Origin of the sequence: Oscillochloris sp. ZM17-4, from assembly GCF_019599295.1 — a bacterium.
Classification (GTDB): Bacteria; Chloroflexota; Chloroflexia; order Chloroflexales; family Chloroflexaceae; genus Oscillochloris.
The window spans coordinates 1-26049 of record NZ_JAIEWN010000029.1 but is presented as its reverse complement, the minus strand read 5'-3'; the positions used below and the strand labels follow the sequence as shown (position 1 = coordinate 26049).

The following is a 26049-nucleotide window of genomic DNA, read 5'->3' as shown; positions in this document are numbered from 1 at the left end:
AGCCTGCCGGCATCCTCTCCGATCTCCCCGGCGTCGTTCAGTTCGAGGCCCCTGCCGAGACGGCGGTGGCGGTGGTCGAGTCCGCGCCCGCCGCATCGCCCTTCCTCACCGACGACGACGTGTACCTCTTCGGCGAGGGCACCCACTACCGGCTCTACGAGAAGCTCGGCGCCCACCTCACCACGGTGGACGGCGCGGCCGGCACCTACTTCGCCGTCTGGGCGCCCAACGCCGAGTACGTCTCGGTGATCGGCGACTGGAACGGCTGGGACTCCGGCTCTAGCCCGCTGAAGATGCGCGGCGGATCGGGGATCTGGGAGGGCTTCATCCCCGGCGTCGCCAAGGGCTCCACCTACAAGTTTCACATCGCCTCGCGCTACTACGGCTACCGCGAGGATAAGACCGACCCCTTCGGCAGCTACTACGAGGTCGCCCCGCGCACCGGCGCCGTCGTCTGGGACCGCGACTACGCCTGGGACGACAGCCTGTGGATGGCCACCCGCCACAAGCGCCAGAACCTCAACGCGCCCATGGCGATCTACGAGCTGCACTTCGGCTCCTGGATGCGCGACCCCAATGAGCCCGAGCGCTTCCTGACCTACCGCGAGATGGCCCCGCTGCTGGCCGACCACATGAAGACCTGCGGCTTCACCCACATCGAGCTGCTGCCCGTCACCGAGCACCCCTTCTACGGCTCCTGGGGCTACCAGGCCACCGGCTTCTTCGCGCCCACCAGCCGCTGCGGCACGCCGCAGGACTTCATGTTCTTTGTGGACTACCTGCACCAGCAGGGGATCGGCATCATCCTCGACTGGGTGCCCTCGCACTTCCCCACCGACGGACACGGCCTGGCCTACTTTGACGGGACGCACCTCTTCGAGCACGCCGACCCGCGCAAGGGCTTCCACCCCGACTGGGGCAGCTACATCTTCAACTACGGCCGCAACGAGGTGCGCAGCTTCCTGATCAGCTCGGCGATCTGCTGGCTGGAGAAGTTCCACATCGACGGCCTGCGCGTGGACGCGGTGGCCAGCATGCTCTACCTCGACTACTCGCGCAAGGACGGCGAGTGGATCCCCAACGAGTACGGCGGCAACGAGAACATCGAGGCGATCACGTTCCTGCGCCAGTTCAACGCCGAGGTCTACAAGAGCTTCCCCGACGTGCAGACGATCGCCGAGGAGAGCACCGCCTGGCCCATGGTCTCGCGCCCGGTCTACGTGGGCGGCCTGGGCTTCGGCTACAAGTGGGACATGGGCTGGATGCACGACACGCTCCAGTACATGCGCCGCGAGGGCGTCTTCCGGCGCTTCCACCACAACGAGCTGACCTTCCGCGGGCTCTACATGTTCTCCGAGAACTACGTGCTCTCGCTCTCGCACGACGAGGTGGTCCACGGCAAGGGCTCGCTGATGGACAAGATGGCCGGCGACGCCTGGCAGAAGTTCGCCAACATGCGCCTGCTCTTCAGCTACATGTACGCCCAGCCCGGCAAGAAGCTGATGTTCATGGGCGCCGAGTTCGGCCAGTGGCGCGAGTGGAATCACGACAGCAGCCTCGACTGGCACCTGCGCGAGTTCCCCTCGCACGCCGGCCTCCAGCAGCTGGTGGGCGACCTCAACCGGCTCTACGCCGCCGAGTCCTCGCTCCACGAGCTCGACTGCGACCCGGCCGGCTTCGAGTGGGTCGACGCCAGCGACACCGACAGCAGCGTCTACAGCTTCCTGCGCAAGGGCAAGCGCCCCGGCGATGTGATGCTGGTGGTGATCAACGCCACCCCGGTGGTGCGGGCCGACTACCGCATCGGCGTGCCGCGCGGCGGCTGGTGGCGCGAGATGCTCAACAGCGACGCCGGCGAGTACTGGGGCAGCGGCGTCGGCAACTCCGGCGGCATGGTCGCCGACCCGGTGCCCGTCCACGGCCGCGACCACTCGCTGAACCTGACCCTGCCGCCGCTGGCGGCGCTCTTCTTCAAGGGCGAGGGGTAACGTGTAGGGGCGCAGCAGCCACCGGCGCTATAGCGCCGGTGGCTGCTGCGCCCCTACTGAAGGATATCGTATGCATGCATCCCCGCAGGGCCGACTCCCCGCCTACGATGCGCCCCCCGGCGCGACCTACCTCGGCGGCGGCCGCACCGCCTTTAGCGTCTGGGCGCCCCTGCTTGAGCGCGTCGAGGTCGCCATCATCGGGGCGGAGACTCGCCACGTCCCGATGGAGCGCGATGGGTGGGGGTACTGGCGGGCCACCATCGACGACGCCCCGCCCGGCGCGCGCTACCGCTACCGCCTCGACGGCGGCGACGAGTGGCCCGACCCGGCCTCCCGCCACCAGCCCGAGGGCGTCCACGGCCCATCCGCCGTGGTAGACCCGCAGTTCGCCTGGTCGGACGCCGGCTGGCCCGGCGTGCCCCTGCGCGACTACGTGATCTACGAGCTGCACGTGGGCGCCTTCACCCCCGAGGGCACCTTCGACGCGATCATCCCTCAGCTCCCCCAGCTCAAGGAGCTCGGCGTCACCGCGATCGAGCTGCTGCCGGTGGCCCACTTCCCCGGCGAGCGCAACTGGGGCTACGACGGGGTCTACCTCTACGCGCCCCACGCGGCCTACGGCGGCGGCGCGGGCCTGCGGCGGCTGGTCGACGCCTGCCACGCCCAGGGCGTCGCCGTGGTGCTCGACGTGGTCTACAACCACTTCGGCCCCGAGGGCAACTACCTCTGGGCGATCGCGCGGCCCTTCTTCACCGGCCACTACCGCACGCCCTGGGGCGACGCGATCAACTACGATGGCCCCGACTGCGACCCGGTGCGCCACTTTATCATCGCCAACGCCCTGCACTGGCTGCGCGAGTACCACATCGACGCCCTGCGCCTCGACGCCGTCCACGCGATCTACGACCTCTCGGCCTACCACCTGCTGGAGGAGCTGGCCGACCAGGCCCACGCCCTGGCCGCCGCCCGCGGCTACCCGGCCCTGCTGATCGCCGAGAGCGACCAGAACGACCCGCGCCTGATCCGGCCCGTGGCGGCCGGCGGCTACGGCCTGGATGGCCAGTGGGCCGACGAGCTGCACCACGCCGTCCACGCCCTGCTCACCGGCGAGCGGCTGGCCTACTTCGCCGGCTTCGGCGACATGGCCCAGCTCGCCACGGCCTACCGGCGGGCCTTCGTCTTCGCCGGCGAGTACGCGCCCAACCGCCAGCGCCGCCTCGGCCGCCCGCCCACCGGCTGCCGCCCCGAGCAGTTCGTCGTCTGCATCCAGAACCACGACCAGGTGGGCAACCGGGCCGTCGGCGACCGGCTGGGCGACACGCTCAGCTTCGCCCAGCTCAAGCTCGCCGCCGGGGCCATGCTGCTCTCGCCCTTCACCCCCATGCTCTTCATGGGCGAGGAGTACGCCGAGACGGCGCCCTTCCAGTTCTTCACCGACCACGGCGACCCCGACCTGGTGCGCGGCGTGCGCGAGGGCCGCAGGGCCGAGTTCGCCGACTTCGTGGCCGCCCACGGCCAGGAGCTGCCCGACCCGCAGGACCCGGCCACCTTCGCCCGCTCCAAGCTCGACCACGGCCTGCGCGAGCGGGGCCGCCACAGGGTGCTGCGCGAGCTCTACCGCGAGCTGCTGCGCCTGCGCCGCGAGCTGCCCGCCCTGCGCGCCGAGTCGCTCGACGACCTGGAGGTGCTCGCGGTGGACGAGGCGGCGCGGACGATGGCCCTGGCCCGCCGCTCGGCGGGCGGCGAGGCCTGGCTCGGCCTGAACTTCGGCCCCGCGCCGGCCGAGCTGCGCCCGCCCGAGGGCGACTGGGCGCCCGTGATCGACTCGGCCGCCCCGCCCTGGGCCGACCCCGACGCGCCGCCCGAGGGGCCGCCGGGCGCCGCCCTCGCGCCCTACAGCTTCCGCCTGCTGCACCGCGCACGGTGAGGGTGTGGGAGAGCTTCACTCTCCCACACAAAAACCTGATGGTGCTGCGGCGCGGCGTAGCCGCGCCGCAGCACCATCAGCGCATCTGCGCGATGCGCTCAGGCCGCCGCCTGCGCCGGCATGCGCCGCAGCAGCAGCACCCCCAGCGTCCCCGCCAGCAGCGAGGCCACCAGGATCGCCAGCTTGATCGTCGCCAGCGCGTCCGGCGCGCTGAAGGCCAGCGTGGCGATGAAGATCGACATGGTGAAGCCGATCCCGGCCAGCACCCCCGCCCCCGCCATCGCCCCCCAGGTGATGCCGTGGGGCAGCACCGCCACCCCGCTGCGCACCGCCAGCCAGGTCGCCCCGAGCAGGCCGATCGGCTTGCCGAGCACCAGGCCGACCACCACCCCCAGCACCATGGGCAGCGACTCCAGATCCAGGCGCACGCTGTCCAGCGCGATCCCGGCGTTGGCGAGGGCGAACACCGGCATGATCAGCCATGTGACCCAGCCCTGGAGCTGGTGCTCCAGCTTCTGGAGCGGCGCCTGCACCTGCTCGCAGAGGTCCTCGAGCGCGAGCACGGCGTGCTGCTGCCTGTCGTCGGTGAGCATCTGCGCCTGCGGCTCATCGCTCGGGTCGAAGGTGTGGAGCAGCGCGTGGGCGCGCTGGCGGAAGGTGACGCCGTCGATCCGGTAGCGCGCCGGGATGGTGAGCGCGATCAGCACCCCGGCGATCGTCGCGTGGACCCCCGACTCGAGGAAGGCCAGCCACACGATCACCCCCAGCACGCTGTAGACCAGCGGGCTGCGGATGCCCTGCCAGTTGAAGATGGCCAGCAGCGCCAGAACCGCCAGGCCCACCCCCAGCGCGAGCATGTTGAGGTCGGCCGAGTAGAAGATCGCGATCACCAGCACCGCGATCAGGTCGTCGACGATCGCCACCGCCGTGACAAAGATCTTCAGGGCGAAGGGGATGCGGCTCCCCAGCAGCGCCAGGCACCCCAGGGCGAAGGCGATGTCGGTGGCCATGGGCACGCCCCAGCCGGCCGCCCCCGCGCCGCCCATGTTCGCCAGCGCGTAGATCCCCGCCGGGACGAGGGCGCCCCCGGTCGCGGCGATGATCGGCAGCGCCGCCGCGCGCGGGTTCGCCAGCTCGCCCACCAGCAGCTCGCGCTTGATCTCCAGGCCGACCACGAAGAAGAAGATCGCCATCAGGCCGTCGTTGATCCAGTGCAGCACCGACTCCTCAAGCTCCCACGGGCCGATCGTGACGCCGACATGCAGCTCCAGCATCGCCTGGTAGGCCCCGGCGAGCGGCGAGTTCGCCAGCCCCAGCGCGGCCAGCGTCATCACAAAGAGCATGATCGCGCCGGACTGCGACTGGGTGATGAAGTGCTGGATGGGGCCGAACATGCGGGCGAGCGACGTCTCGCTCCAGTGGCTGGCGGGCGTTCGGGGCTGTGCCATGCGCGAGGATCCTTTTGTGCTATCGTCTGTCTGCGGCGGGGGGCGGGACAAAAAAAGGCAGCCACAACGAGCGTGACAGCCTCCACCGTGATCGCATCTGTCGGGGCGGCGCCCCTGCTTGTTGATAACCTCCCGTACTATACCAGAACTAGGCGCGGATTGACAGCCGCACGGGCGGGGGCTATACTCCGCCCCGATGAACGCCACGCCCGCATCACGCCCCCCGCGCACGGGCGCAGCCCTGGCTGTGTCCCTGCTGCTTCTGCTTGTCCTGCTCGCCGCCCTGGCGGCGACGGTCTGGCTGGACAACGCGGCTAACCGGGGCGTCACCTTCCGCGCCGCCGGCCCGCCCATCCCCTTCAGCGACGGCCCCGCCGTGGGCGTCAACCTCTACAACCTCCAGTTCGAGCCCGACCCGGCCGCCGTCGCGCGCAGCTTCGCCCTGGCCCGCGATCTCGGGGCGCGCTACGCCCGCATGCAGGTGCCCTGGGAGGATATCGAGATCCACGCCCGGGGCGACTTCGAGGACCGGCGCAACATGGCGACGGTGGGCGCCGTGTCGGCCTGGGATAAGTACGACCGGATCGTGGCCGCCGCCAACGCCGCCGATGTCGAGCTGATATGGCGCCTGGAGCGCCCGCCGGCCTGGGCCCGCCAGCGGGCGCTGGCCTCGCCCGAGCTCCAGGCCGGCCTGCTGCTCGACGGCAACTCCACCGGCCCGCCCGACGACTACGCCGACTACGCCCGCTTCGTGCGGGCCGTCGTCGAGCGCTACGATGGCGACGGCCTGGACGACGCGCCGGCGCACCAGCGGGTGCGCTTCTTCCAGATCTGGAACGAGCCCAACCTGAAGGGCGAGTGGAACTGGCAGGAGCCGCACCCCGAGGCCTTCGTCGACCTGCTGCGGGCCGGGGCCGAGGCCGCCCGCGCCGCCAGCCCCGACGCGGTCATCCTCTTCCCCGGCCTGGCCCCCACCGACGGCCTCGACTCGCGCGCGCCGATGACCGAGCTGGAGTACCTCGACCGGGTCTACCGGGCCGGCGGGGCGGCCCTCTTCGATATCATGTCCGCCCAGAGCTACGGGCTCGGCCAGCCGCCCGACGAGCACCGCTACATCTTCCTGCGCGGGCGCGATAACTGGAGCTGGCGCCAGCCCGTCGACACCCGCAACGACGTGAGCCGGGTGGTGCTGCTGCGCGAGGTGATGGAGAAGAATGGCGACGCGGGCACGTCGGTCTGGGTCACGGAGTTCGGCTGGAACAGCGCCCCCGCGAGCATCCCGGCCGAGCGCCGGCTCACCTGGGGCCAGCCGGTGACCGAGCAGCAGAAGGGCGACTACCTGGCGGGCCAGATCGAGCGGGCTCGCCAGGAGTGGCCCTGGATGGGGGCGATGAACGTGTGGATGCTGCGCTACGGCGGCTACGCCGACCCCGACCCGGCCGACCCGACGCCCTACTTCGCCCTGGTGAGCCGCGACTGGCGGCCCCTGCCCTCGTACCAGATCCTCCGGGACTACCTGGCCCGCCCGGCCGTGGCCGGCGTCGGCTCCCACCCCTGGGCGAGCCCGGCGGTGGAGCCGATCGCCGGCGGCTGGCGGCTGCGCTTCAGCGGCGCGCGGGCCACGCTCGTCGGCGGGCTCGCCGGGGAGGTCGCGGCGAGCATCGACGGCCAGCCGGCGGACCTGGCCCGCACACAGATCGACGGGCGGCAGGCCCTGCGCTCGGCCTGGCTGGCCGAGGGCGAGCACACCCTGGAGCTGCGCGGCGCCCCGGCCCCCGACTATGTGATGGTGGACCGGGCGCGGCCCTGGGGCTGGCTGTGGGACTACGGGCCGCTGGCGCTGCTGGCCGCCATCGCGGCGGCGGGCGCGGCGGCGATGGGTGCGCTCTTCAATATTGTATTGTCTTGGCGAAATGTGCCAGCTTCAGGCGCTTGCCGGCGAAGCCGATGTTCGCCCCCGGCTCGGCGATGATCACATCGGCCACCGAGGCGTAGGAGGCGGTGACGCCGCCGTAGCACGGGTCGACCATCAGTGAGATATGGGGCTGCCCGGCCTCGGCCAGGCGGGTCAGCGCCATCGTCACCTTGGCCATCTGCATCAGGGCGATCACGCCCTCCTGCTGGCGGGCGCCGCCCGAGGTGTTGATCGTCAGCAGGGGGATGCCCAGGTCGGCGGCGCGCTCGGCGGCGCGGGACATCTTCTCGCCGTAGACGCTGCCCATCGACGAGCCCATGAAGGCGAAGTCGCCGGCGGCGAAGGCCAGCCGCCCGCCGTGGATCGTCCCGATGCCTGCCAGCACCGCGTCGGGCATACCCGTGCGCTGCTGCGCCTTGGCCAGCTTCTCGGTGTAGCTCTCGTCCAGCGACACAAACCCCAGCGGGTCGGTCGGCAGCAGGTTGGCGTCCGTCTCGCTGAAGGAGCCGGCGTCGAGCAGGCCGAGCCACTCGTGGGCGCTCATCCGCATGTGGTGGCCGCACTTCGGGCAGACCTTCAGGCCGTCGTTCAGCTCCTTCTTGTAGACGAGCTCCCGACAGGACGAGCACTTGACCCACATGTCATCGGGGACCTGGTTGCTCTCAGACTGCTCGCCCGTGGTGAAGCTGGTCTTTCTGCGCCGGAAAAACTCTTTCACCGCGTCATTCTCTTTCCGCGAGCCGCATGATCGCCGCAGCTGTGCGATCTGGGCGACATTGTTGTTTTCGTCACGATCTACGCATTCTTAATATTATAGCACTTCTTCGGCTACGGCGGCACAATCGGCCTGCTCGCCCGCCGCATCGCCGTCGATCAGGTAGGCGATCACATCGGCGGCGCTGTAGCTCGCGCGGCCGTTGAGGTAGGCGCCGATCTGCTTGAGGTCATCGCCGCTGGTGAGCAGCGGCGGCTCAACCCGGCCATCCTCGCGGGCCTGGCCGAGGCCGACGTTGGCCATCAGGGCGTTGCAGAGGCACTTGCGGCCCTCGGTCTCCTCGACCTTGCCGCCCTTGGCGACATAGGTGTTGATCGGCTCGGAGGCGCAGCGGTAGCGGATGGTGCCGTCGGGGCGGCGGTAGGCGCTGCGCAGATAGCCGAGGTCGCAGACCCGCTCGCGCGTGCTCCAGTCGGTGGTGTCCTCATCCCAGCGGACCACCTTGAAGGGGAAGCCGGTGGGGGAGGCGCGCGGGTCGGTCAGCACATCGACGGCGTCGCGGGAGGCCGAGGAGAGCACCGACGACTTGAAGTGGGCGGCGAAGCCGGACTCCTCGCAGTAGGCGAAGAGCGTGCCGACCTGGATGCCGGCGGCGCCGGCGTCGAGGGCCTGGCGCAGCCCCTCGGGGCTGCCCTTGCCGCCGGCCAGCCAGAAGGGCAGGCCCAGCTCGGCGATCTTCGCCAGGTCGACCTCATCGCGCGGGCCGTAGATCGGCTCGCCGCGATCGTTGAGCTGGGGCTGCCCGCGGGGCGGCGCGTTATGCCCGCCGGCCGTCGGCCCCTCAATAATAAAGCCATCGATCCGCCCGCCGGCCTTGCGGGCCATCACGGTGGCCAGGGAGTTGCTGGCGATGATCGGGAAGAACATGGGCCGGCGCAGGGCGGGCGGCTGGCCCTGCCAGTGGGCGGCCGGGTCGAAGACGACATGCGCCGTCTCGCCGGCGGGCATGCCCTCGACATCGAAGGCGCTGGTGGCGAGCCGGTGCTCGACGAGCGCGTCGATGGCGACCGGGAACTCGCGCGGGATGCCGGCGCCCATCAGCACCGCGTCCACCCCGGCGAGCATCGCGCCGTAGATCGTGGCCAGGTTCGGCTGCTGGATCTTGGTGAGCAGGTTGATGCCGACCATGCCGTCGTGGCCCTCTTTCGCCAGGTAGACCTCGACGAAGGCGGAGAGCATGAGCAGCTGCTCGCGCTCGGCGCTCAGCTGGGCCTTGTAGAGCGGCAGGGCGATGTATGGCGTGCCCTCGGCCCGGCCGCCCTCGTGGAAGTGGCGCTTCAGGATGCGCGCCGTCACCTCGGGGAGGGGGAACTGGGCCATGGCCCGCCGCATATGCCCGCCCTCGTCGCCGTCCTGCAGGCGGCGGACCAGGATCGTGTCGAGGGCGGTGCCGGAGACGACGCCGAGCTGCCCATGGCGGGAGACCGCGTTGGCCAGGCGCCAGTCCGAGACCCCGGCGCCCATCCCGCCCTGGATGATGACTGGCAATGTGACGGACTGCATAGCTTCCTCCTCAATATTGCAGATTGTAGATTGCAGATTGCAGATTGCAGATTTGGCAATACTGCAATCTGCAATCTACAATTCTATTAGTCAGTCGAGCCGACGAATACCGTGTGGCCGCTGGGCATAGGAGGGCCGAGGGCGGCCGCGACGATCGCCGCCGCGAACGCATCGACCGTCGGCAGGCTGCCGCCGGCCAGCGCGCGGCGGGCCTCGACCATGCCGGGCAGGTCGCGCTCGATCAGGCGCGGGGTGATCGTGCCCTCGATCACATCGCCGCTGACGACGACCAGGCCGACGCCGCGGGTCTCAAGCTCAGGGATGCGCGCGCGCAGGGCGTCCTCGCCGGCGCGCTTGGTGCTGGCGATGATCTCATAGGGGGCGATGACCGGCTTCTGGCCGTAGAAGTGGGCCCAGTGGCTGGTGACAAACACCACCCGCCCGCCCGGGGGCATCAGCGGGAGCATGGCGTCGAGGGTGCGCAGCTGAGCGTCGCGGTTGAGCTCAAGCGCATAGTCGGCGGGCTTATCTTTCTCTAGGCCGCCGCTCGCGTTGAGGATGAGGATATGGAGGGAGCCTGCGGAGTCGGCGATCGTCTGCGCCATCGCCTGGAGGTCTGCGGGGCTGGTCAGGTCGGCCTGGGCGAGGATTGCGCGCCGGCCGGCGGCCTGCACCTGGGCGGCGACCGACTCGGCCCGCGGGCCCTTGCTGCGGTAGTTGATGGCGACATCCGCGCCCCGCTCGGCGAGCATGCGGGCGACCGCCGCGCCGATGCCGCGCGACGCGCCGGTGACGAGGGCGAGCTGCCGGGGTGGCTCAGAAGACACGCGTGTTTCCTCTAGAGTACGTACATGGTACCGACTCTAGGGTACTCGCTCTCACCGGCCGCCGCAAGTGTCGCAAGACACATCTTAGCAGAGATTCGACCACTGGCATGTGTCTTGCGACACAGGCGGCGCAGCAGCCCCCTGCGGCGGGCCGAGTTGACACAGCCCGTCGCTATGGCGATAATCCAGCTGAGCGGGACATCGCGCCCCAACCGCCCCTGACGTGAGCGAGCATGCCAGGGGGCGCGGGCTGTCCGGCCCAGCCGCCACCCCACGCGATAGCGTGATGTGATAGTAGGAGATCCATGCGCAGCAGCGACCACCCCGCCGGCGACGCCCCCCGCGCCACCTACCGGCTCCAGCTCCACGCCGGGTTCACCTTCGCCGACGCCGCCCAGATCGTCGCCTACCTGGACGACCTCGGCATCAGCGACGCCTATGCCTCGCCGATGCTCACCCCGCGCGCCGGCAGCACCCACGGCTACGATATCACCGACCACAGCGCCCTCAACCCCGAGCTGGGCGGCGAGGATGGCTTCGAGCAGCTCAGCGCCGAGCTGCGCGCCCGCGACATGGGGCTCGTCCTCGACGTGGTGCCCAACCACATGGGCATCGGCGACACGCGCAACGCATGGTGGGCCGACGTGCTGGAGAACGGCCCCAGCTCGATCTACGCCCGCTACTTCGATATTGACTGGGACCCCGTGCCGCGCCAGCTGAGCGGCAAGGTGCTGCTGCCCGTCCTCGGCGACCAGTACGGCGATGTGCTCGACCGCGGCGAGCTCCAGCTGCGCTACGCCGACGGGGCCTTCGCCGTGGCCTACTGGGATCACCGCTTCCCGCTCAACCCGCGCAGCTACAGCGACCTGCTGACCCACCGGCTGGGGCAGCTGATCGATTCGCAGGGCGCCGACAGCGAGGATGTGATGGAGCTGCAGAGCATCATCACCGCCGTGAAGTACCTGCCGCCGCGCAGCGAGACCGACCCGGAGCGCATCGCCGAGCGCAACCGCGAGAAGGAGGTCGTCAAGCGCCGCATCGGTCGGCTCTACCGGGACAGCAAGCCGGTGCGCCAGGCCATCGACGCCACCCTGGCCGAGTATAACGGCACCCCCGGCACGCCGCGCAGCTTCGACCTGCTCGACAGCCTGCTGGAGCAGCAGCCCTACCGGCTGGCCTTCTGGCGCGTCGCCACCGAGGAGATCAACTACCGGCGCTTCTTCGACATCAACGACCTGGCCGCCATCCGCGTCGAGCTGCCCGAGGTGCTCGACGCGACCCACCAGCTGATCTTCCGCCTGCTGGCCGAGGGCAAGGCCAGCGGCCTGCGCATCGATCACCCCGACGGCCTGTGGGACCCGGCCGGCTACTTCCGCCAGCTCCAGGAGCGCTACCTGGCCTACCGGGCCGGCGACGCGGCCGACGCGGCGGACATCGCCCGCCAGCTTGATGCGCAGGTGCTCGCCCCGGCCGCCGCCGAGGGCCGCCCGCCGCGCTGGCCGCTCTACGTCGTCGCCGAGAAGATCCTCTCGCTCGGCGAGCCCCTCCCCGACGACTGGGCCGTGGCCGGCACCTCCGGCTACGACTTCCTCAACGAGGTGAACGGCATCTTCGTCGACCAGGTCGCCCGCCGCACCCTCGACCGGCTCTACGAGGATGTGGCCGGCCCGCAGCCCGCCTACGCCAGCCTGGTCAACTCGAAGAAGAAGGAGATCATGCTGGTCTCGCTCTCCAGCGAGCTGAACTCGCTCAGCCACGTCCTCGACGAGCTGAGCGAGCACAACCGGCGCTACCGCGACTTCACCCTGAACAGCCTGACCTTCGCCATCCGCGAGGTGATCGCCTGCCTGGCGGTCTACCGCACCTACATCACCGGCCCCGAGACAATCACCGCCCGCGACGTGCGCTACATCGAGCAGGCGGTGCGCGAGGCCCGCCGGCGCAACCCGCGCACCGCCGGGGCGATCTTCGACTTCCTGCGCGACACGCTCACCCTGCGCAACCTGGAGAGCTTCGCCGCCGAGGCCCGCGAGTCGGTGCTGCGCTTCGTGATGAAGTTCCAGCAGCTCAGCGGCCCGGTGATGGCCAAGGGCGTCGAGGACACCAGCTTCTACGTCTACAACCGGCTCGTCTCGCTGAACGAGGTCGGCGGCCACCCCCAGCACTTCGGCGGCACCGTCGAGGAGCTGCACGAGCGCGCCGCCGCCCGCGCCAGGCGCTGGCCGGGGGCCATGCTGGCCAGCTCGACCCACGACACCAAGCGCAGCGAGGATGTGCGCGCGCGGATCAACGTGCTCTCGGAGATGCCCCGCGAGTGGCGGCAGCTCGTCACCCGCTGGGGCCGGCTCAACGCCGCCAAGCGCGCCGCCGCCGATGAGGCCATGCCCTCGCGCAACGATGAGTACCTGCTCTACCAGACCCTGGTCGGCGCGTGGCCGGAGACCGACAGCCCGACGAGCGTGCCGGCCAGCTTCAAGGAGCGCATCGCCGCCTACATGGAGAAGGCCACCCGCGAGGCCAAGGTCCACACCAGCTGGATCAACCCCAACCCCGAGTACGATCAGGCCGTCCAGAGCTTTGTGGCGGGCATCCTCGACGGCCGGCGCTCGCGGGCCTTCATCGAGAGCATCGGCGCGCTCAGCCGCAAGGTGGCCTTCTTCGGCCGGATCAACGCGCTGGCCCAGACTCTGATCAAGCTCACGGCGCCCGGCGCGCCCGACATCTACCAGGGCAATGAGCTGTGGGACCTGAGCCTGGTGGACCCGGACAACCGCCGGCCGGTGGACTACGGGCTGCGGGCGCGGCTGCTGGCCGAGCTGCGCGATCGCGAGGCGGGCGGGGATCTGGCCGAGCTGGCGGCCGAGCTGCTGGCGCAGGCCGAGGACGGCCGGGTGAAGCTCTACCTGACCGAGCGCGCCCTGGGGCTGCGCCGCGAGCGGCCGGCCCTCTTCGCCGAGGGCGGCTACCTGCCCCTGATCGCCGTGGGCGACAGGGCCGATCACGCGGTGGCCTTCGCCCGCCGGCTAGGTGAGCAGGAGGCGATCAGCGTGGCCCCGCGCCTGAGCCTGCGCCTGGCCGAGGGCGAGCAGCGCCCGCCCACCGGCGCGATCTGGGGCGAGACGTGGCTGCCCCTGCCGGGCGTGGATGTCGGCGCGGCCTACGCCAACATCCTCACCGGCGAGCGGCTGGTGGCGCAGGAGCGCCACGGCATGGCAGGCCTGCCCATGGCCGAGCTGCTGGCGATCTTCCCGCTGGCGCTGCTCGTGCGCGCTGAGGTGTAAGGGCGCAGCAGCGCGGCGCTGCTGCGCCCCGACGAGTAGCACCTCATCCGGTCAAACAGAGCGCACGGGCACGCCGCGCTCGGCGAGGTAGGCCTTCACATCGGCGATGCGGTACTCGCCGAAGTGGAAGATCGACGCCGCCAGCACCGCGTCGGCCCGGCCGTCGGCCACGCCGCGGTACATGTCCTCGGGCGAGCCGACGCCGCCCGAGGCGATCACCGGCACGGGCACGGCCTCGGAGACGGCGCGCAGCAGCTCGATGTCGTAGCCGCGCTTCTGGCCGTCGGCGTCCATGCTGTTGATGCAGATCTCGCCGGCGCCGAGGTCGGCCCCGCGCCTGATCCACTCGATCGCATCGAGGCCGGTGGGGCGCGGGTTGGCCCCGGTGTGCGTGAAGACCGCCCAGCGCGGCGGCTCGCCGGGCGCGCTGACCCGGCGCGCGTCCACCGAGAGCATGACGCACTGGCTGCCGAAGCGGCGCGCGCCGTCGGCGATCAGCTGCGGGTTGAGCACCGCCGCCGTGTTGATCGAGACCTTCTCGGCCCCGGCGCGCAGCATGCGGTACATGTCGTCCACCGTGCGGATGCCGCCGCCGACCGTGAGCGGGATGAAGATCTGGGCGGCGGTGCGCTCGACCACATCGAGCATGATCGCGCGCTCGTCGCTGGATGCGGTGATATCGTAGAAGACCAGCTCGTCGGCCCCGGCCTCGTTGTAGGCCGCCGCGAGGGCCACCGGGTCCCCGGCGTCGCGGTGGTTGACGAACGAGACCCCCTTGACCACCCGGCCGGCCTTCACGTCCAGACATGGGATGATTCGTCGTGTGAGCATAGGGTGTATTCCATATGGCCGGTAGGGGCGTAGCAGCGGGCGCAAGCGCCCGCTGCTGCGCCCCTACTTCGGCCGCACCTGGCCCTTGCGGCCCTTCTCCTCGACCGGCGTGGCCTCCGTGGCCTCGGCGCCCTCGCGGCGGCGGCGGGCGTCGTCGATCAGGGCGCGGGCGGCGCGGACGCTCCAGACATTCAGGAGGGACACGGTGATCACAAAGATCGGCACCACCACGATCAGGCTGCCGAAGATCACCGCCAGCATCAGCGCGAGGTTGACGAGCGTGAAGATCGGCCGGCCGACGACCATCAGGCCGGCGCTGCGGGCGACCCCGCGCAGGCTGAACTCCTCCTGCAGCGCCATGAGCGGGAAGATGTAGATCAGCAGGGCCAGCCACACCGCCAGCAGGTAGACCCACAGCCCCAGGATGATCGCGCCGAGCAGGTTGCCGACCCCCATGTAGAAGCCGATGTCGACCAGGATGATCAGGAAGCCGAGCATCCAGATCCCGAGGAGGGTCCAGCCCCGGCGGGCGTAGGTGCGCATCGCGCCGAGGTACTCGCCGACGCGGGTGGCCCGCCCCTCGCTGACCCGGTTCGCCACATAGGCCATGGCCGCGGTGGCCGGGCCGGCCGGCAGCACCCCGGCCATCGCCACGACGGCGGCCGGCAGGGTGGCACCCGCGCTGATCAGCACGTAGGCCACCCAGAGCAGCGGCAGGCTGAGCAGGCACCAGATCATGTTGCAGCCCATGAGCAGCAGAAACTCGTCAAACACATCGCGCAGGGCGGCCCATATGGGCCGAAGTGGGTTGATCATCGGCGGGGATCTGTCTTCCTGAGTGTGTGGGTATCGCCGCCATTATACCAGATGCCTCCCCGCCCAGCTTAGAGCGTTCGGTTGACCCCGCCGCGCCAGAGCAGCGCCCGCGCCGTGCGCCCGCTGAGGGCGGCCCGCGCGGCGAACCAGACCCCGAGGGCCAGGCCGAGCAGCACCGCGATCAGGCTGGCCTCGATGCCGAAGACGCCGCCGGTGAGCAGCTCCGGCCCCTGGATCGCCGGCGTCAGCAGGCTGTCCGTCGTCATGCCCGAGCCCGAGATGTTGAAGCCGAAGACCGGCCCCTGGAAGAAGTTCCAGGCGGTGTGCAGGCCGGCCACAAACCACAGGCTGCGCGTGGCCATGTAGGCCGCGCCGAGCAGCACCCCGGCCTCGATCGCGATCGCCGCCGCGCCCCAGGCCGTGGCCTGCGGGTTGGCCAGGTGCGCCGCGCCGAAGAGCGCGGCGGTGATCGCCAGGGCCGCCCAGGAGCCCAGCCCCTCCTCGAGCAGACGAAACAGGATGCCCCGGAAGAGCCCCTCCTCGAACAGGCCCACGCCGAGGTGCAGCAGCAGCCCAGACAGCAGCGGCCCGACGGCCAGGCTCACCGCCGTCACCCGGTAGCCGCCGAGCAGGGCCAGGGCGACCACACATGCCGCCATAAACCCCGCGCCCAGGGCGAAGCCGCGCCCCCACTGCCCCGGCAGCCCGCGCAGCCCCATGCCGACATCGGCCATGCGCCGCCGCTCCACAAATCGTGTCACCAGGGCGATCGCGCCAAAGGCGGCCACGGTGCCGGCGACCTCCTGGAGGATCAGGGGGTCGATCCCCGGCGCAAGCAGGAAGCCGGCCAGGCCCAGCGGGATGATCAGCAGCACGAAGGCCCCCGCCGTCAGCAGTAGCCGCACGACCCAGTGGGTGACGATGCGCCGCAGCAGCGACGGGGGCGACGTGGTTTCGGACGTTGTGCTCATAAATGTTGAATATTGAATGCTGAATGTTGAATGTGAGGCCTCTCAGCATTCAACATTCAGCATTCAGCATTCAACATTATCTTCCCCCTACGGAACCCCCACCAGCTCCACCGCGTCGATCTCGCTCCAGCCCGCGCCGCCGCGCTGGTCCACCGTGACCCGCACCTTCACCACCCGGCTGAGGGTCTGCGCGAAGCTGATCGCCTGGGCCAGCGGGCAGGTGTCGCTCAGGGCTGGCTCGGCCGCGTAGACGGGGAGAACCTCGCCGCGCTCGTCGATCAGCTCGACCTTGCTGATGTAGCCGGGCTGGCTGCTCTGGTAGATCGTCAGGCCGGTGGCGAAGACCGGGGTCGCGTAGGTCAGCTCCAGGGTGTCGAGGCCGTCCGGGGTGGACGAGGCCCAGGCGTCGGGGCTGTCCTGGCAGCCGGGCACGTCGGGCGGGCCGGCGGCCCCGGCCGGGTCGTAGTCGGGCTCGTAGAAGCTGCTGGCCGTGGCCGACTCGGCCCACTGGCGCAGCAGGCTCTCGGCGGGCGCCGGGGTGGCGTCGGCCACTGTCGTGGCCCCCAGGGCCGCCGAGGTCGCCTGGGCACTCGGGTCGTCGCTCAATCGCAGGGCGGTGACGGCGCTATACTCGCCGCTGTTGTCGCTCACCCAGACCACGCCGCCGGGGCCGGCGGCGACCCCGTTGGGCAGGCTGAACTGCCCGGCCTCGGGGGCGCTGCCCGCCGCGGCGCTGCCGCCGCCCTGGGCCACCTCGACGCCCTCGGGCGAGAGCTTCACCACGCCGGAGGCGTAGGTGGCCAGGTAGATGTTGCCCTGCGGGTCGAGGTCGATCGAGCCGGCGGCCAGGCTCTGGGCGGTCGCCGGGTCGCCGAAGCGGGCCAGCTCGGCCCCGGACGGGGCGAGCTTCACCACCGAGCCGCCGAAGGTCTCGGCCAGGTAGATGTTGCCCGCGCTATCGACGGCCAGGTCGGCCGGGGCCAGGTCGGCCGGCAGGGCCACCCGGTCGAGCAGGTCGCCGTCGGGGCCGAAGATCATCACGCTCGACGAGACCTGGCCGTCGGCGCCGGGGCGGCTGTCGAGGGCGTAGACGCTGCCGTCGGGGCCGAGGGCGATGCGCTGGGGCGAGGAGAGGCCGAACTGGTCGGGGCCATCGCCGGCGCTGCCCCAGCGCCGCACAAAGGCGCCGGCGGGGCTGAAGCGGGCCACCGCGTTGCGCCCATAGTCGGCCACCAGCAGGTCGCCGCTAGGGGCGCGCACGACATCGTAGGCGTCGAGCAGCTGGTCGGCGCCGAAGGTGGTGATCAGGGCGCCGTCGGGGGCGAACACCCAGACGCCGCGGCTGCTCTCGGCGAGGTAGAGCGTGCCGTCGGGGGCGACGGCCATGCCGCGCGCGGAGACGAAGCGCGAGTCGCGGGGGCCGCCGCTGCCGCCGATGCGCAGGACGAAGCCGGGCGGCCCGCGGCGCAGCAGGTCGGGCTGGAGGGCGACGCCGACCGGCGTGGGCGTGGGGCTCTGCGCGGGCACAAAGAAGCTGAGGCTGGCGAGGATGGAGTCGAAGAGCGCGCTCTGAGCGTCCCAGCTATCGGGCGAGGACTGGCCGAGCACGCGGACGACCCGGTCGGGGCCGACGATCACCGCGAGGCGGCCGGCTCCCCCGTCGCCGCGCAGGTCGGCGGCGAGGCCGGGGCGTCCGTCCACCGTGATCGCGGTGGTGGCGCTGAGGGCGTAGCCGGCCTGCTGGGCCGCGCTGCTGCTGACCTCAAAGAAGGACTCGGGGTTGCTGGCGGCCTCCGCGCCGTACTGGGCGGCCACCAGATCGGCCGGGGTGGCGTCCACCGTCAGCACCAGGTCGGGGCCGGGGCTGGGGCGGTCCAGGCTAGCATCGCTCGGCGCGAGGGTCAGCGTGTTAGAGACGACATGGCTGGCCCATCCGGCGGGGTGGCGCAGGCGGAAGCCGGCCGCCTCGACGGACAGCTCGAAGTCGAGCGCGATCGGCGTCGGCGAGGGCGGGGCGACGGTGGGCGCGGGCGTCTCGGTGGGCGCGGGGGCCTGGGCGGGCAGGCCGGGCAGCGCGCAGGAGGCGAGCACTATGATCGCCGCGAGCGGCAGCGCGCGGCGCAGCATGCGGTGCATCGGGTACCTCGTTGGTTGCTGGATACCCGCTGATTATACCATTTTACAACTGACAGCCTCAGCGTATTGTCTCTCACGGGCGGCAAAGCCGCCCGTGAGAGACAATACGCTTATCTTCCCCGCCCCCGAAAGTAGCCGGCCCGGAAGGCCACCGCCGCCACCAGGGCGATCACCACCAGGATCGCCACGCACTCGATCCCGCTGACTGATCCGACGCTCATAGGTATCCGCTCCGCTGCCGGCGCCGCGCTGCGTCCATCGCGCGAGCGCCAGGCTCAGCGATCGCCAGCACATCCTGGGGCGAGCGCGCGGTGATAATCTCATCGAGGCGCACATCGAGGTTCGCCAGCGAGTTGGCGACCTCCGACGAGATCCCGGTGATCGCGACGCTGCAGCCGATCAGCCGCAGGGCCTGGGCGGTCTGGAGCAGGCTGGAGGAGACCTGCGCATCTACAGTTCGCACGCCGGCGATATCGATCACCATCAGCCGGGCATGCCCGGCGCTCGCGGCGGACAGCAGCCGGCCCAGCAGGAGCTTGGCCCGCGACTCATCCACCTGGCCGATGATTGGCGCGAGCAGCACGCCGTCGGACAGCGCCACCGTCGGCGTCTCAAGATCATCCACCAGGCTCCGCAGCATACGCTCCGTCTCATGGAGGCGTGTCGCCTGGAGCTCCAGAGAGGTCAGGTTCTCGGAGAGGGCCAGGTTTGATCGCTGCACCTCCTCGCGCGACTCCCTGGCCTCGTGGAGCGCCCGCGTGGTGGTGACGCTGCTGAGGAAGGCGATCAGCGCCGCAAAGCCGATCAGGAGCCCGGCGTTCAGCGCGATCACAAAGGTGCTCGGCACCTCATCTGGAACATTCCAGACCAGCCCGGCGCCCAGCGCCAGGGCGACGAGGCTCAGCCCCAGGGTGGCCCAGATCGCCCACGGCCGCATGACGAGCCCGGCGACGAGCAGGTTGATGATGAAGTAGTAGGCGATGCTCGAGAATTGGGCCGACCTCAACACCAGCACCAGCACCAGGCTCGCCGTCGTGGCGAGCACCATGATCAGCGACACCAGGTTCACCCGCCCCTGCTTGGTCAGCACGATCAGCATCAAGCCCAGAAACGCCGCGAAGATGGCATTGACTGCCGACCCGATCCGGCCGTTCACCAGCGAGACTGGCAGACTCAGCAGCTCGAGCGCTACCAGGCCCCAGAGCACGATCACCAGGTTCTGGCCCCTCCGCTGAAGATCTTCATCAGGGTGGCGCATCGTAAAGAGGTGGGAGAGGGGCGGTGGAGCTTGCATGGTAACCCTTTATCGACAATACCGCAGAAATCACACTGTGGCCCGACCGCGCCCGGCCCGTAAACGGGCGGGCTCCTATGGACGAAGGCCGCATGCGCGGCTTCGGCCAGCCCGCGCATGCGGCCTTCGCAGACCGTAGCCGGGGGCGTCAGCCCCATGGGCGTTCGGTGAACCGAAACCGGATGGACCGCCCGCCGCCCGTGTCGGCCCGCCGGGGCGGCCCATCCCCGCCGGGGGCATGGTAGGGCCGACGCATGCGCACCCCATGTATGGGCGACACGCAGATTCATCCGGTGCGCATGCGTCGGCCCTATGCCAATGCATCAGGCACCTGTTGTGCTCCACACGAAAACCGTTGTTAGCGCGAATAAGTCCTGGGTCAAGCCCCACCGGCTGGCGACTGAAGTCGCGCCGGCGCGGCGCGGCGCGCTGGGCGTCGGCCTGCGCCGACGCCGGAACCGCCCGCAGAGGCGGGCGGTTGGCCAGAGGCCTCCGCGCTGCGACTTTAACGCTTGGTGTGAGATCGTTTCCACCGCATTGGGACGCCATGGGCAGAACCGCGATTCGCCCGATCTGGCTGCACGGCGTTAGCGTCGACCGCGTCCTAACGCAAAACCGTGTACGAGATCTCACACCAAGCGTTTTAGTCGCGAGCTGAGGCACACCTCTGCGCATAGGTTAACCCAGGACTTATTCGCGCTAACAAACCGTTCACCGAACGCACATGGGCTTCAGCCCCCCGGCGGCGACGCCGCGCAGCGTGACAGCCTCACTTCTGCGCTCCTGACCCATCAGCAAAGGGGTAGCCCGTCCTACGTCACCTATGCCGGCCGCCGGGCGGTGATCGCGCAGCTCGTGATCCGCCCGTCGAGCGCCGCGACCGCCACGTCGGGGAGCGAGGTGAGCAGCTCGGCCCCGTCGCTCTCGGCCCGCAGATCGGCCACCGTGTAGCGCTTGGTCACCTCCAGGCCGACATCGACGAAGCCGGCCGCGCTCAGCAGGCGGCGGTAGTCCGCCATCGTCAGGGCGCCGGCGAAGCAGTGCGCCCAGCTCAGGGCGGTGCGCAGCTCGGCCTCGCTCACCGGCAGATCCGCCAGCTCGCCATCGAAGACGATGTCAGAGACGGCCAGGCGCCCGCCGGGCTTCAGCACGCGGAAGGCGTCGCCCAGCACCTGGCTCTTGTCGGGCGCCAGGTTGATCACGCAGTTGGAGATGATCACATCCACCGTCTGGTCGGGCAGCGGGATGGCCTCGATGTCGCCCTTGAGGAAGCTGGCGTTCGTCACCCCGGCCTTCTCCATGTTGCGCCGGGCCGTCTCCAGCATGGCGTCGGTCATATCCAGGCCGTAGACGAATCCCTCGGGGCCGACCTGGCGCGCGGCGAGCAGCACCTCCAGCCCGCCGCCCGAGCCCAGGTCGAGGGCCTTCTCGCCGGGCTGGAGCTGCGCCAGGGCCAGCGAGTTCCCGCAGCCGTAGGACGTCGTCACCATATCGGCGGGCAGCGTGGCGATGGTCGCCTCGCCGTAGAGGGCGACCTCGGTGCTGGTCGGGCCGCAGCAGCTCGTGGAGGTTGGGCCACAGCACCCGCTGGCGCACTGGATGGCGTTGCCGTAGTGCTCGCGGACGACGGCCTTGATCTCGTTCGGGTCAGAGAGGGGCTGGCTCATGGTGATCTCCTTACATTGATAGACTTCGATATAGCGCCGATAAAAAAAGCGTGGGTCGGTGCTATAGCGGCAGGCAGAGGGATTGCGCCTGTCATCAGGAAGGCGCGAGCGCAGCGAGCCACCAGATTCAGTGCCTCAGTGGCTCAATCATGCTGCTCAGTGCTATAGGCTAGCGCATCGAACCGATCCAGCATGCGCGCGCGCAGATCGGCCAGGGACTCGCGCTGGACAAAGTAGTAGACCCAGAGGCCGCGGCGCTCGCAGTCGATCATGCCGGCCGCGCGCAGCAGCCTGAGGTGGTGCGAGACCGTGGGCTGCTTGACCGGCAGGGCCACCTCAAGGTCACACACGCAGACGTGGCCGTCGCGCTGGGCGAGCATGTCGAGGATCTGCAGCCGGATGGGGTTGGCCAGGATGCTTAGGTCATCGCTGAGCTCGCGCGCCTCGTCGGGGCCGATCCGCGGAGCCAGGCCGGGGTTGCAGCAGCCGGCGGCGCGATCCTCAGTTGTCTCGGTCAGCTCGATCATCGCGATCACTCCTTCTGCGGTGGAGTATAGCGGCTATATTGACGATTGTCAATATATGCTCACCATGGTGCCAGGGCATGTGCAAAGTTCTGCGCGCCCCCCCGGCTGGCGACTGACGTCGCGCCGGCGGGGCGCGTTGCGCCGGGCGTCGGCCTGCGCCGACGCCGGATCCGCCCACGAAGGTGGGCGATCGGCCGCAGGCCCTCGCGACGCGGCTTCAGCCGCCAGCGAGGTTGCACATGCCCTTACTATGTTGCCATACGCTCACCGCAGGTTGCCGAGCGCCCTGACACGATATGCAAAAAATGGAATATACTAGCCCAATGCAGCCACCCACCACATGCGCCGCGCCCGAGGTGCAGCTCTTCAAGGCCCTGACGCACCCGACGCGCCTGGCCATCCTCGACCTGCTGCGCGGCGGCGAGCAGTGCGTCTGCCACCTAGAGGCCCAGCTTGGCCTGCGCCAGGCATACCTCTCGCAGCAGCTGGCCCTGCTGCGGGCGGCCGGCCTGATCGCCGACCAGCGCGTGGGCATGAATGTCTACTACCGGGTGGCCCGCCCCGAGCTGTTCGCCCTGCTCGACGCGGCGCGGGAGATCGCGGGCGGCAGCCCGCTGGCCGCCGACCCCGCCGCCCCATGCCCCTGCCCGAAGTGCGCCACCATCACTCTGCCCCATCCTGAAAGGAACGACCCATGCTGAACGTGAAAGTCCTTGGATCCGGCTGTGCCAACTGTAAGCGCCTCGAGGCGCTGGTGCGCAAGGCCGTGGCCGATCGCGGCCTGGATGCCGAGGTCGAGAAAGTGACGGACTACGCCCAGATGATGCGCTGGAACATTATGCAGACGCCGGGGCTGGTCGTGAATGATGTGCTGGTGTCCGCCGGGCGAATCCCCAGCGAGGCCGAGATTACCGGCTGGCTCACCTAGCAGATCTGCGCACGGTGAGGGTGTGGGAGAGCTTCGCTCTCCCACAAAAAACTGATGATGCTGCGGCGCGGCTACGCCGCGCCGCAGCATCATCAGTGCAGCAGGTACCTGCTGGGCACACAAAAAGAGATCTTGGGGGCGGCGAAGCCGCCCTGGGATAACCGACGGCGGTTGGCGATCAGGAAGCGGCACTACTTGAAGGGGCTATCATGGCACAGACTATCTCCACACCCACGGCGACGCCGGACGGCGACGCGCGTCGGGCGTGGCTGCTCGTCGGCGGGGCGGCGCTCGCCTGGCTGGCCGCCTATAACATCATCCAGCCCCTGGCCGACTGGCTGACCTTCTCGCTGATCGGCCTGGAGCGCGGCTCGCACCTGGGCGAGTCGCTGGCCTTCTTCCTCTACGATGTGCCCAAGATCCTGCTGCTGCTCGGCGGCATGATCTTCGCCATCTCGACCCTGCGCTCCTTCTTCAGCGCGGAGCGCACCCGCGCCCTGCTGGGCGGCCGGCGCGAGGGGGTGGGCAACGTGCTGGCCGCCGGGCTGGGTGTGCTCACGCCCTTCTGCTCCTGCTCTGCCGTGCCGCTCTTCATCGGCTTCGTCGAGTCGGGCATCCCGCTGGGCGTGACCTTCTCCTTCCTGATCGCCGCGCCGATGGTGAATGAGGTGGCACTGGTGCTGCTCTTCGGCATGTTCGGCTGGGGCATCGCCGGGCTCTACCTGCTCGCCGGGCTGAGCGTCGCCATCGTGGCGGGGGTGGTGATCGGCCGGCTGAAGATGGAGCGCTACGTCGAGGATTTCGTCTGGCAGATCAAGGGCGGCGGCGGGGCGGTGGCCGAGCAGCGGCCGACCTGGGCCGAGCGCTTCGCCCAGGCATGGCAGAGCACCCGCGAGATCGTCGGCAAGGTCTGGCTCTATGTGGTGGTCGGCATCGCCGTGGGCGCGCTCATCCACGGCTTCGTGCCGGCCGACGCCCTGGCCGGGGTGATGGGCGCGGAGGCCTGGTGGTCGGTGCCGGCGGCGGTGCTGCTGGGCGTGCCGCTCTACGCCAACGCCGCCGGGGTGATCCCGGTGGTGCAGGCGCTCATGGCCAAGGGCGCGGCGCTCGGCACCGTGCTGGCCTTCATGATGTCGGTGGTGGCCCTGAGCCTGCCGGAGATGATCATCCTGCGGCGGGTGCTCAAGCCGCGCCTGATCGCCACCTTCATCGGCGTGGTCGCGGCGGGGATCATCGCCATCGGCTACCTGTTCAACCTGCTGATCTGAGACAAGGCTTCAGGCGGCAGGTTTCAGGCGGCAGGGGTTGTGCATTGGGATGCCTTGCGCTTTACTGTCCGACTGTCCGGTCTTGCCCGGCATGGGCCATAATCGCTGCGGAGGCCCAACGCTACGCCTCAATTGCGCCGCTGGCAGCTTCGATAGATGGCACAGATGACAGCACACCACGCGCATGAAAAACGCACCAGATTTGAGGCCGCGCCAGCGGCGTCAATTGCAGGCGATGTTGGGCCGCTGTTTGATTTATAGCAATGTACTTGGTTTCATTTCTTCCTAGTCTTGTTTAGTCGATCTCTGATTATTTTCCTGTAGCGTAACACGCCTTCTGTGAATTCCGTTCTTTCTGCTCTTGCTTTATCTAGCATATTCACATCAATGAGAGTAAAAAGCACCTCGTCATAATGTGGATGTAGTCCGCTGTGACAAGTATGACAGAGTGTTATCAAATTTTCTGCTTCTGTTGAGCCACCATCACCCCACGGCAAAATATGATGCACGTGCAACTCCAAGTCCTCGTAATCTTTTGGTGCGCGGCCACATATACGACATCTTAGTTTATCGCGTTTTATTACTTCCATACGTAATTTTTGCGTGGGAGCCCGCCTAGCAGGCAATTCATCCCTATTACCAACATCTATCCATGCGTTGGAATAAGATCTTAATACTGGTCTTGGGGCGATAAGATTTGAGAAATACTGTTCTGCGAGAGATTTCTCAATTACACCATTCCCGCCAATAAGAACGTATATAGAAAGATCTTTGATATTATTTATGACATAACTAACTTGCCCTAGTGACGATAAAAGCGATCGGAGCTTTCCAGGGTGAACTAAAGAAGCTTTCCGAACTTCACGACGAGGTTTCGTCTCTGTAAATCCAACCCACATTGTATCTACAATTTGTCGTACACGCCCGTCATGAGTTCCTAGCAGTGTTATAAAATAATAATTAGCATCTTGAAGTGGCTCTTGTAAGCGCAGTTTTTCTATTTCCTCGATTATACTGAAGCCCTCCATGTATTTCTGTCTATCCTTTCTTTTTTCTATTATAGCAATCCTATCGGGGTTGTGAAGACGCTTGACCGGCTGCCGCTTCCTGATGGGGAGCGGACTTCACGACCCGCGTAGGACTGCTATATCCAAAGATTTCGTCATAGCGTCCTACTTCTGAAGAGCGATAATGGCCGTCTCGCCGAAGACGCCCAACTCGTCCGCCCGCAGCGACCAGCCTCTGCCATCATTGCCGGAAGGGATGTCGTAGACGAAACGACACGTCTTGGTCTCGCCGGGGTTGAGTCGCTCGAAGATGCAGGGCTGGTCGTTGGCGAGCACCACCTCGGTGTCTCCGCTGACCTCGTACTCTCGACCCTCCGCGTCAAGGGCCTTCGGGGACAGCAGGCTCTCGGCTTGGTCACCACCATTCGTGACCCGCGCCTCGACTACGAGGAAGATGCCGCTGGGGGTCGCGCTGAACGTGTCGCCGATCAACGCGGTGTTTAGGAAGGCGTCGGACACATACCACTCCGTTGTGCCAACATGGACAGCGGTACCGATGCCGGGAGCCGGCTCGGCGGTTGGCTCGATAGTTGCCGCTGGCGCGACGACTGGACTATTACTATTCACAGCACTATTATTGCCTTTACTACCAATATCGCCCAGAAAATATATAAAACCACAACTCAGCACGATGAGTAATAATAAAATGGTTTTCATGGGGCTAGATTTTTTAGTCTTTTGGGGAATACCCAACGAAGAAGAAGAAGAAGAAGAAGAAGTCATTTGTGATAGCGGTAGTGCTCCTTGAGATTCTCCTGAAATCGATGTTAATCCTACTTGCGGCGTAGCAATAGACAAATCTTTACCACAAAAACGACAAATTACAGCTTCGGCCTTGATGGTTTCAGCGCAGTACGGGCATTTCTTTGTAGCATCGACT

At 68.6% G+C, this 26049-nt stretch carries 19 protein-coding genes and 1 pseudogene; 7 read left to right on the top strand and 13 right to left on the bottom strand.

The window, feature by feature from the left end; genetic code table 11:
• Window positions 1–65: 65 nt before the first annotated feature.
• Window positions 66–1988, top strand: a complete 1923-nt coding sequence (glgB, locus tag K2Z83_RS18875; protein ID WP_370650211.1) for a 1,4-alpha-glucan branching protein GlgB — start codon at window positions 66–68, stop codon at window positions 1986–1988.
• A 70-nt stretch (window positions 1989–2058) separates the two neighbouring features.
• On the top strand, window positions 2059–3915 hold the full coding sequence (treZ, locus tag K2Z83_RS18870; protein WP_220596744.1) for a malto-oligosyltrehalose trehalohydrolase: 1857 nt from the start codon (window positions 2059–2061) through the stop codon (window positions 3913–3915).
• A gap of 98 nt (window positions 3916–4013) precedes the next feature.
• Here treZ and nhaA read toward each other — a convergent pair whose 3' ends face one another.
• Window positions 4014–5363, bottom strand: a complete 1350-nt coding sequence (nhaA, locus tag K2Z83_RS18865; protein ID WP_220596743.1) for a Na+/H+ antiporter NhaA — start codon at window positions 5361–5363, stop codon at window positions 4014–4016.
• A 247-nt stretch (window positions 5364–5610) separates the two neighbouring features.
• Between nhaA and K2Z83_RS18860 the strand changes: the two genes are divergently transcribed.
• Window positions 5611–7335: a polymerase gene (locus K2Z83_RS18860; protein WP_220596742.1), complete on the top strand. Its 1725-nt coding sequence runs from the start codon at window positions 5611–5613 to the stop codon at window positions 7333–7335.
• On the opposite strand, the pseudogene K2Z83_RS18855 reads toward K2Z83_RS18860, so the two are convergent.
• The 3 genes and pseudogenes from K2Z83_RS18855 to K2Z83_RS18845 form a co-directional block, all read right to left on the bottom strand.
• Window positions 7289–7996, bottom strand: a pseudogene (locus tag K2Z83_RS18855) (acetyl-CoA carboxylase carboxyltransferase subunit beta); the annotation flags it as partial. The gene K2Z83_RS18860 and the pseudogene K2Z83_RS18855 sit on opposite strands and share 47 nt — an antisense overlap.
• 93 nt (window positions 7997–8089) lie before the next feature.
• Window positions 8090–9556, bottom strand: a complete 1467-nt coding sequence (locus tag K2Z83_RS18850; RefSeq protein ID WP_220596740.1) for a nitronate monooxygenase — start codon at window positions 9554–9556, stop codon at window positions 8090–8092.
• Between the two features lie 86 nt (window positions 9557–9642).
• The gene (locus K2Z83_RS18845) at window positions 9643–10383 is read right to left on the bottom strand and encodes an SDR family oxidoreductase (protein ID WP_220596739.1); all 741 of its coding nucleotides are present in this window, start codon (window positions 10381–10383) and stop codon (window positions 9643–9645) included.
• A 305-nt stretch (window positions 10384–10688) separates the two neighbouring features.
• Between K2Z83_RS18845 and treY the strand changes: the two genes are divergently transcribed.
• Window positions 10689–13664 (top strand): malto-oligosyltrehalose synthase, encoded by a 2976-nt coding sequence (treY, locus tag K2Z83_RS18840; RefSeq protein ID WP_220596738.1) that lies wholly within the window; start codon window positions 10689–10691, stop codon window positions 13662–13664.
• A 51-nt stretch (window positions 13665–13715) separates the two neighbouring features.
• Here treY and hisF read toward each other — a convergent pair whose 3' ends face one another.
• The 7 genes from hisF to K2Z83_RS18805 all read right to left on the bottom strand — a co-directional run bounded on the left by hisF (window position 13716) and on the right by K2Z83_RS18805 (window position 21906).
• A complete protein-coding gene (gene hisF / locus K2Z83_RS18835; RefSeq protein ID WP_220596737.1) occupies window positions 13716–14495 on the bottom strand; it encodes an imidazole glycerol phosphate synthase subunit HisF in 780 nt (259 codons plus the stop codon).
• A 63-nt stretch (window positions 14496–14558) separates the two neighbouring features.
• Window positions 14559–15311, bottom strand: a complete 753-nt coding sequence (locus K2Z83_RS18830; RefSeq protein ID WP_220596736.1) for a hypothetical protein — start codon at window positions 15309–15311, stop codon at window positions 14559–14561.
• Between the two features lie 68 nt (window positions 15312–15379).
• Window positions 15380–16282, bottom strand: a complete 903-nt coding sequence (locus tag K2Z83_RS18825; protein ID WP_220596735.1) for a CPBP family intramembrane glutamic endopeptidase — start codon at window positions 16280–16282, stop codon at window positions 15380–15382.
• 87 nt (window positions 16283–16369) lie between these two features.
• Window positions 16370–18418, bottom strand: a complete 2049-nt coding sequence (locus K2Z83_RS18820) for an NHL repeat-containing protein (RefSeq protein WP_255604249.1) — start codon at window positions 18416–18418, stop codon at window positions 16370–16372.
• Window positions 18419–18635: 217 nt separating this feature from the next.
• The gene (locus tag K2Z83_RS18815; protein ID WP_220596734.1) at window positions 18636–19712 is read right to left on the bottom strand and encodes an STAS domain-containing protein; all 1077 of its coding nucleotides are present in this window, start codon (window positions 19710–19712) and stop codon (window positions 18636–18638) included.
• An 821-nt stretch (window positions 19713–20533) separates the two neighbouring features.
• The gene (gene arsM, locus K2Z83_RS18810) at window positions 20534–21379 is read right to left on the bottom strand and encodes an arsenite methyltransferase (RefSeq protein WP_220596733.1); all 846 of its coding nucleotides are present in this window, start codon (window positions 21377–21379) and stop codon (window positions 20534–20536) included.
• Window positions 21380–21522: 143 nt separating this feature from the next.
• On the bottom strand, window positions 21523–21906 hold the full coding sequence (locus K2Z83_RS18805) for a helix-turn-helix transcriptional regulator (protein WP_220596732.1): 384 nt from the start codon (window positions 21904–21906) through the stop codon (window positions 21523–21525).
• A gap of 323 nt (window positions 21907–22229) precedes the next feature.
• Between K2Z83_RS18805 and K2Z83_RS18800 the strand changes: the two genes are divergently transcribed.
• The 3 genes from K2Z83_RS18800 to K2Z83_RS18790 all read left to right on the top strand — a co-directional run bounded on the left by K2Z83_RS18800 (window position 22230) and on the right by K2Z83_RS18790 (window position 24102).
• Window positions 22230–22607, top strand: a complete 378-nt coding sequence (locus tag K2Z83_RS18800; protein ID WP_220596731.1) for a helix-turn-helix transcriptional regulator — start codon at window positions 22230–22232, stop codon at window positions 22605–22607.
• The gene (locus tag K2Z83_RS18795) at window positions 22601–22834 is read left to right on the top strand and encodes a thioredoxin family protein (protein WP_220596730.1); all 234 of its coding nucleotides are present in this window, start codon (window positions 22601–22603) and stop codon (window positions 22832–22834) included. The genes K2Z83_RS18800 and K2Z83_RS18795 overlap by 7 nt, the downstream gene beginning before the upstream one ends.
• Window positions 22835–23043: 209 nt before the next feature.
• Window positions 23044–24102 (top strand): permease, encoded by a 1059-nt coding sequence (locus tag K2Z83_RS18790; protein ID WP_220596729.1) that lies wholly within the window; start codon window positions 23044–23046, stop codon window positions 24100–24102.
• A gap of 275 nt (window positions 24103–24377) precedes the next feature.
• Here K2Z83_RS18790 and K2Z83_RS29210 read toward each other — a convergent pair whose 3' ends face one another.
• Both K2Z83_RS29210 and K2Z83_RS18780 read right to left on the bottom strand, forming a co-directional pair.
• A complete protein-coding gene (locus K2Z83_RS29210; protein ID WP_255604248.1) occupies window positions 24378–25130 on the bottom strand; it encodes an HNH endonuclease in 753 nt (250 codons plus the stop codon).
• A 144-nt stretch (window positions 25131–25274) separates the two neighbouring features.
• Window positions 25275–26049: DUF4352 domain-containing protein (locus tag K2Z83_RS18780; RefSeq protein ID WP_220596728.1), on the bottom strand; the 775-nt coding region annotated here is incomplete at its 5' end.

Bases quoted from the DNA above. Each gene is read 5' to 3' on its own strand.
- nhaA (WP_220596743.1), bottom strand. From the start codon at position 5,363: ATGGCACAGCCCCGAACGCCCGCCAGCCACTGGAGCGAGACGTCGCTC.
- treZ (WP_220596744.1), top strand. From the start codon at position 2,059: ATGCATGCATCCCCGCAGGGCCGACTCCCCGCCTACGATGCGCCCCCC.
- K2Z83_RS29210 (WP_255604248.1), bottom strand. From the start codon at position 25,130: ATGGAGGGCTTCAGTATAATCGAGGAAATAGAAAAACTGCGCTTACAA.
- K2Z83_RS18825 (WP_220596735.1), bottom strand. From the start codon at position 16,282: ATGAGCACAACGTCCGAAACCACGTCGCCCCCGTCGCTGCTGCGGCGC.
- hisF (WP_220596737.1), bottom strand. From the start codon at position 14,495: ATGCTCACACGACGAATCATCCCATGTCTGGACGTGAAGGCCGGCCGG.
- K2Z83_RS18805 (WP_220596732.1), bottom strand. From the start codon at position 21,906: ATGATCGAGCTGACCGAGACAACTGAGGATCGCGCCGCCGGCTGCTGC.
- K2Z83_RS18815 (WP_220596734.1), bottom strand. From the start codon at position 19,712: ATGCAAGCTCCACCGCCCCTCTCCCACCTCTTTACGATGCGCCACCCT.
- K2Z83_RS18830 (WP_220596736.1), bottom strand. From the start codon at position 15,311: ATGATCAACCCACTTCGGCCCATATGGGCCGCCCTGCGCGATGTGTTT.
- treY (WP_220596738.1), top strand. From the start codon at position 10,689: ATGCGCAGCAGCGACCACCCCGCCGGCGACGCCCCCCGCGCCACCTAC.
- arsM (WP_220596733.1), bottom strand. From the start codon at position 21,379: ATGAGCCAGCCCCTCTCTGACCCGAACGAGATCAAGGCCGTCGTCCGC.
- K2Z83_RS18820 (WP_255604249.1), bottom strand. From the start codon at position 18,418: ATGCACCGCATGCTGCGCCGCGCGCTGCCGCTCGCGGCGATCATAGTG.
- K2Z83_RS18850 (WP_220596740.1), bottom strand. From the start codon at position 9,556: ATGCAGTCCGTCACATTGCCAGTCATCATCCAGGGCGGGATGGGCGCC.
- K2Z83_RS18800 (WP_220596731.1), top strand. From the start codon at position 22,230: ATGCAGCCACCCACCACATGCGCCGCGCCCGAGGTGCAGCTCTTCAAG.
- K2Z83_RS18790 (WP_220596729.1), top strand. From the start codon at position 23,044: ATGGCACAGACTATCTCCACACCCACGGCGACGCCGGACGGCGACGCG.
- K2Z83_RS18795 (WP_220596730.1), top strand. From the start codon at position 22,601: ATGCTGAACGTGAAAGTCCTTGGATCCGGCTGTGCCAACTGTAAGCGC.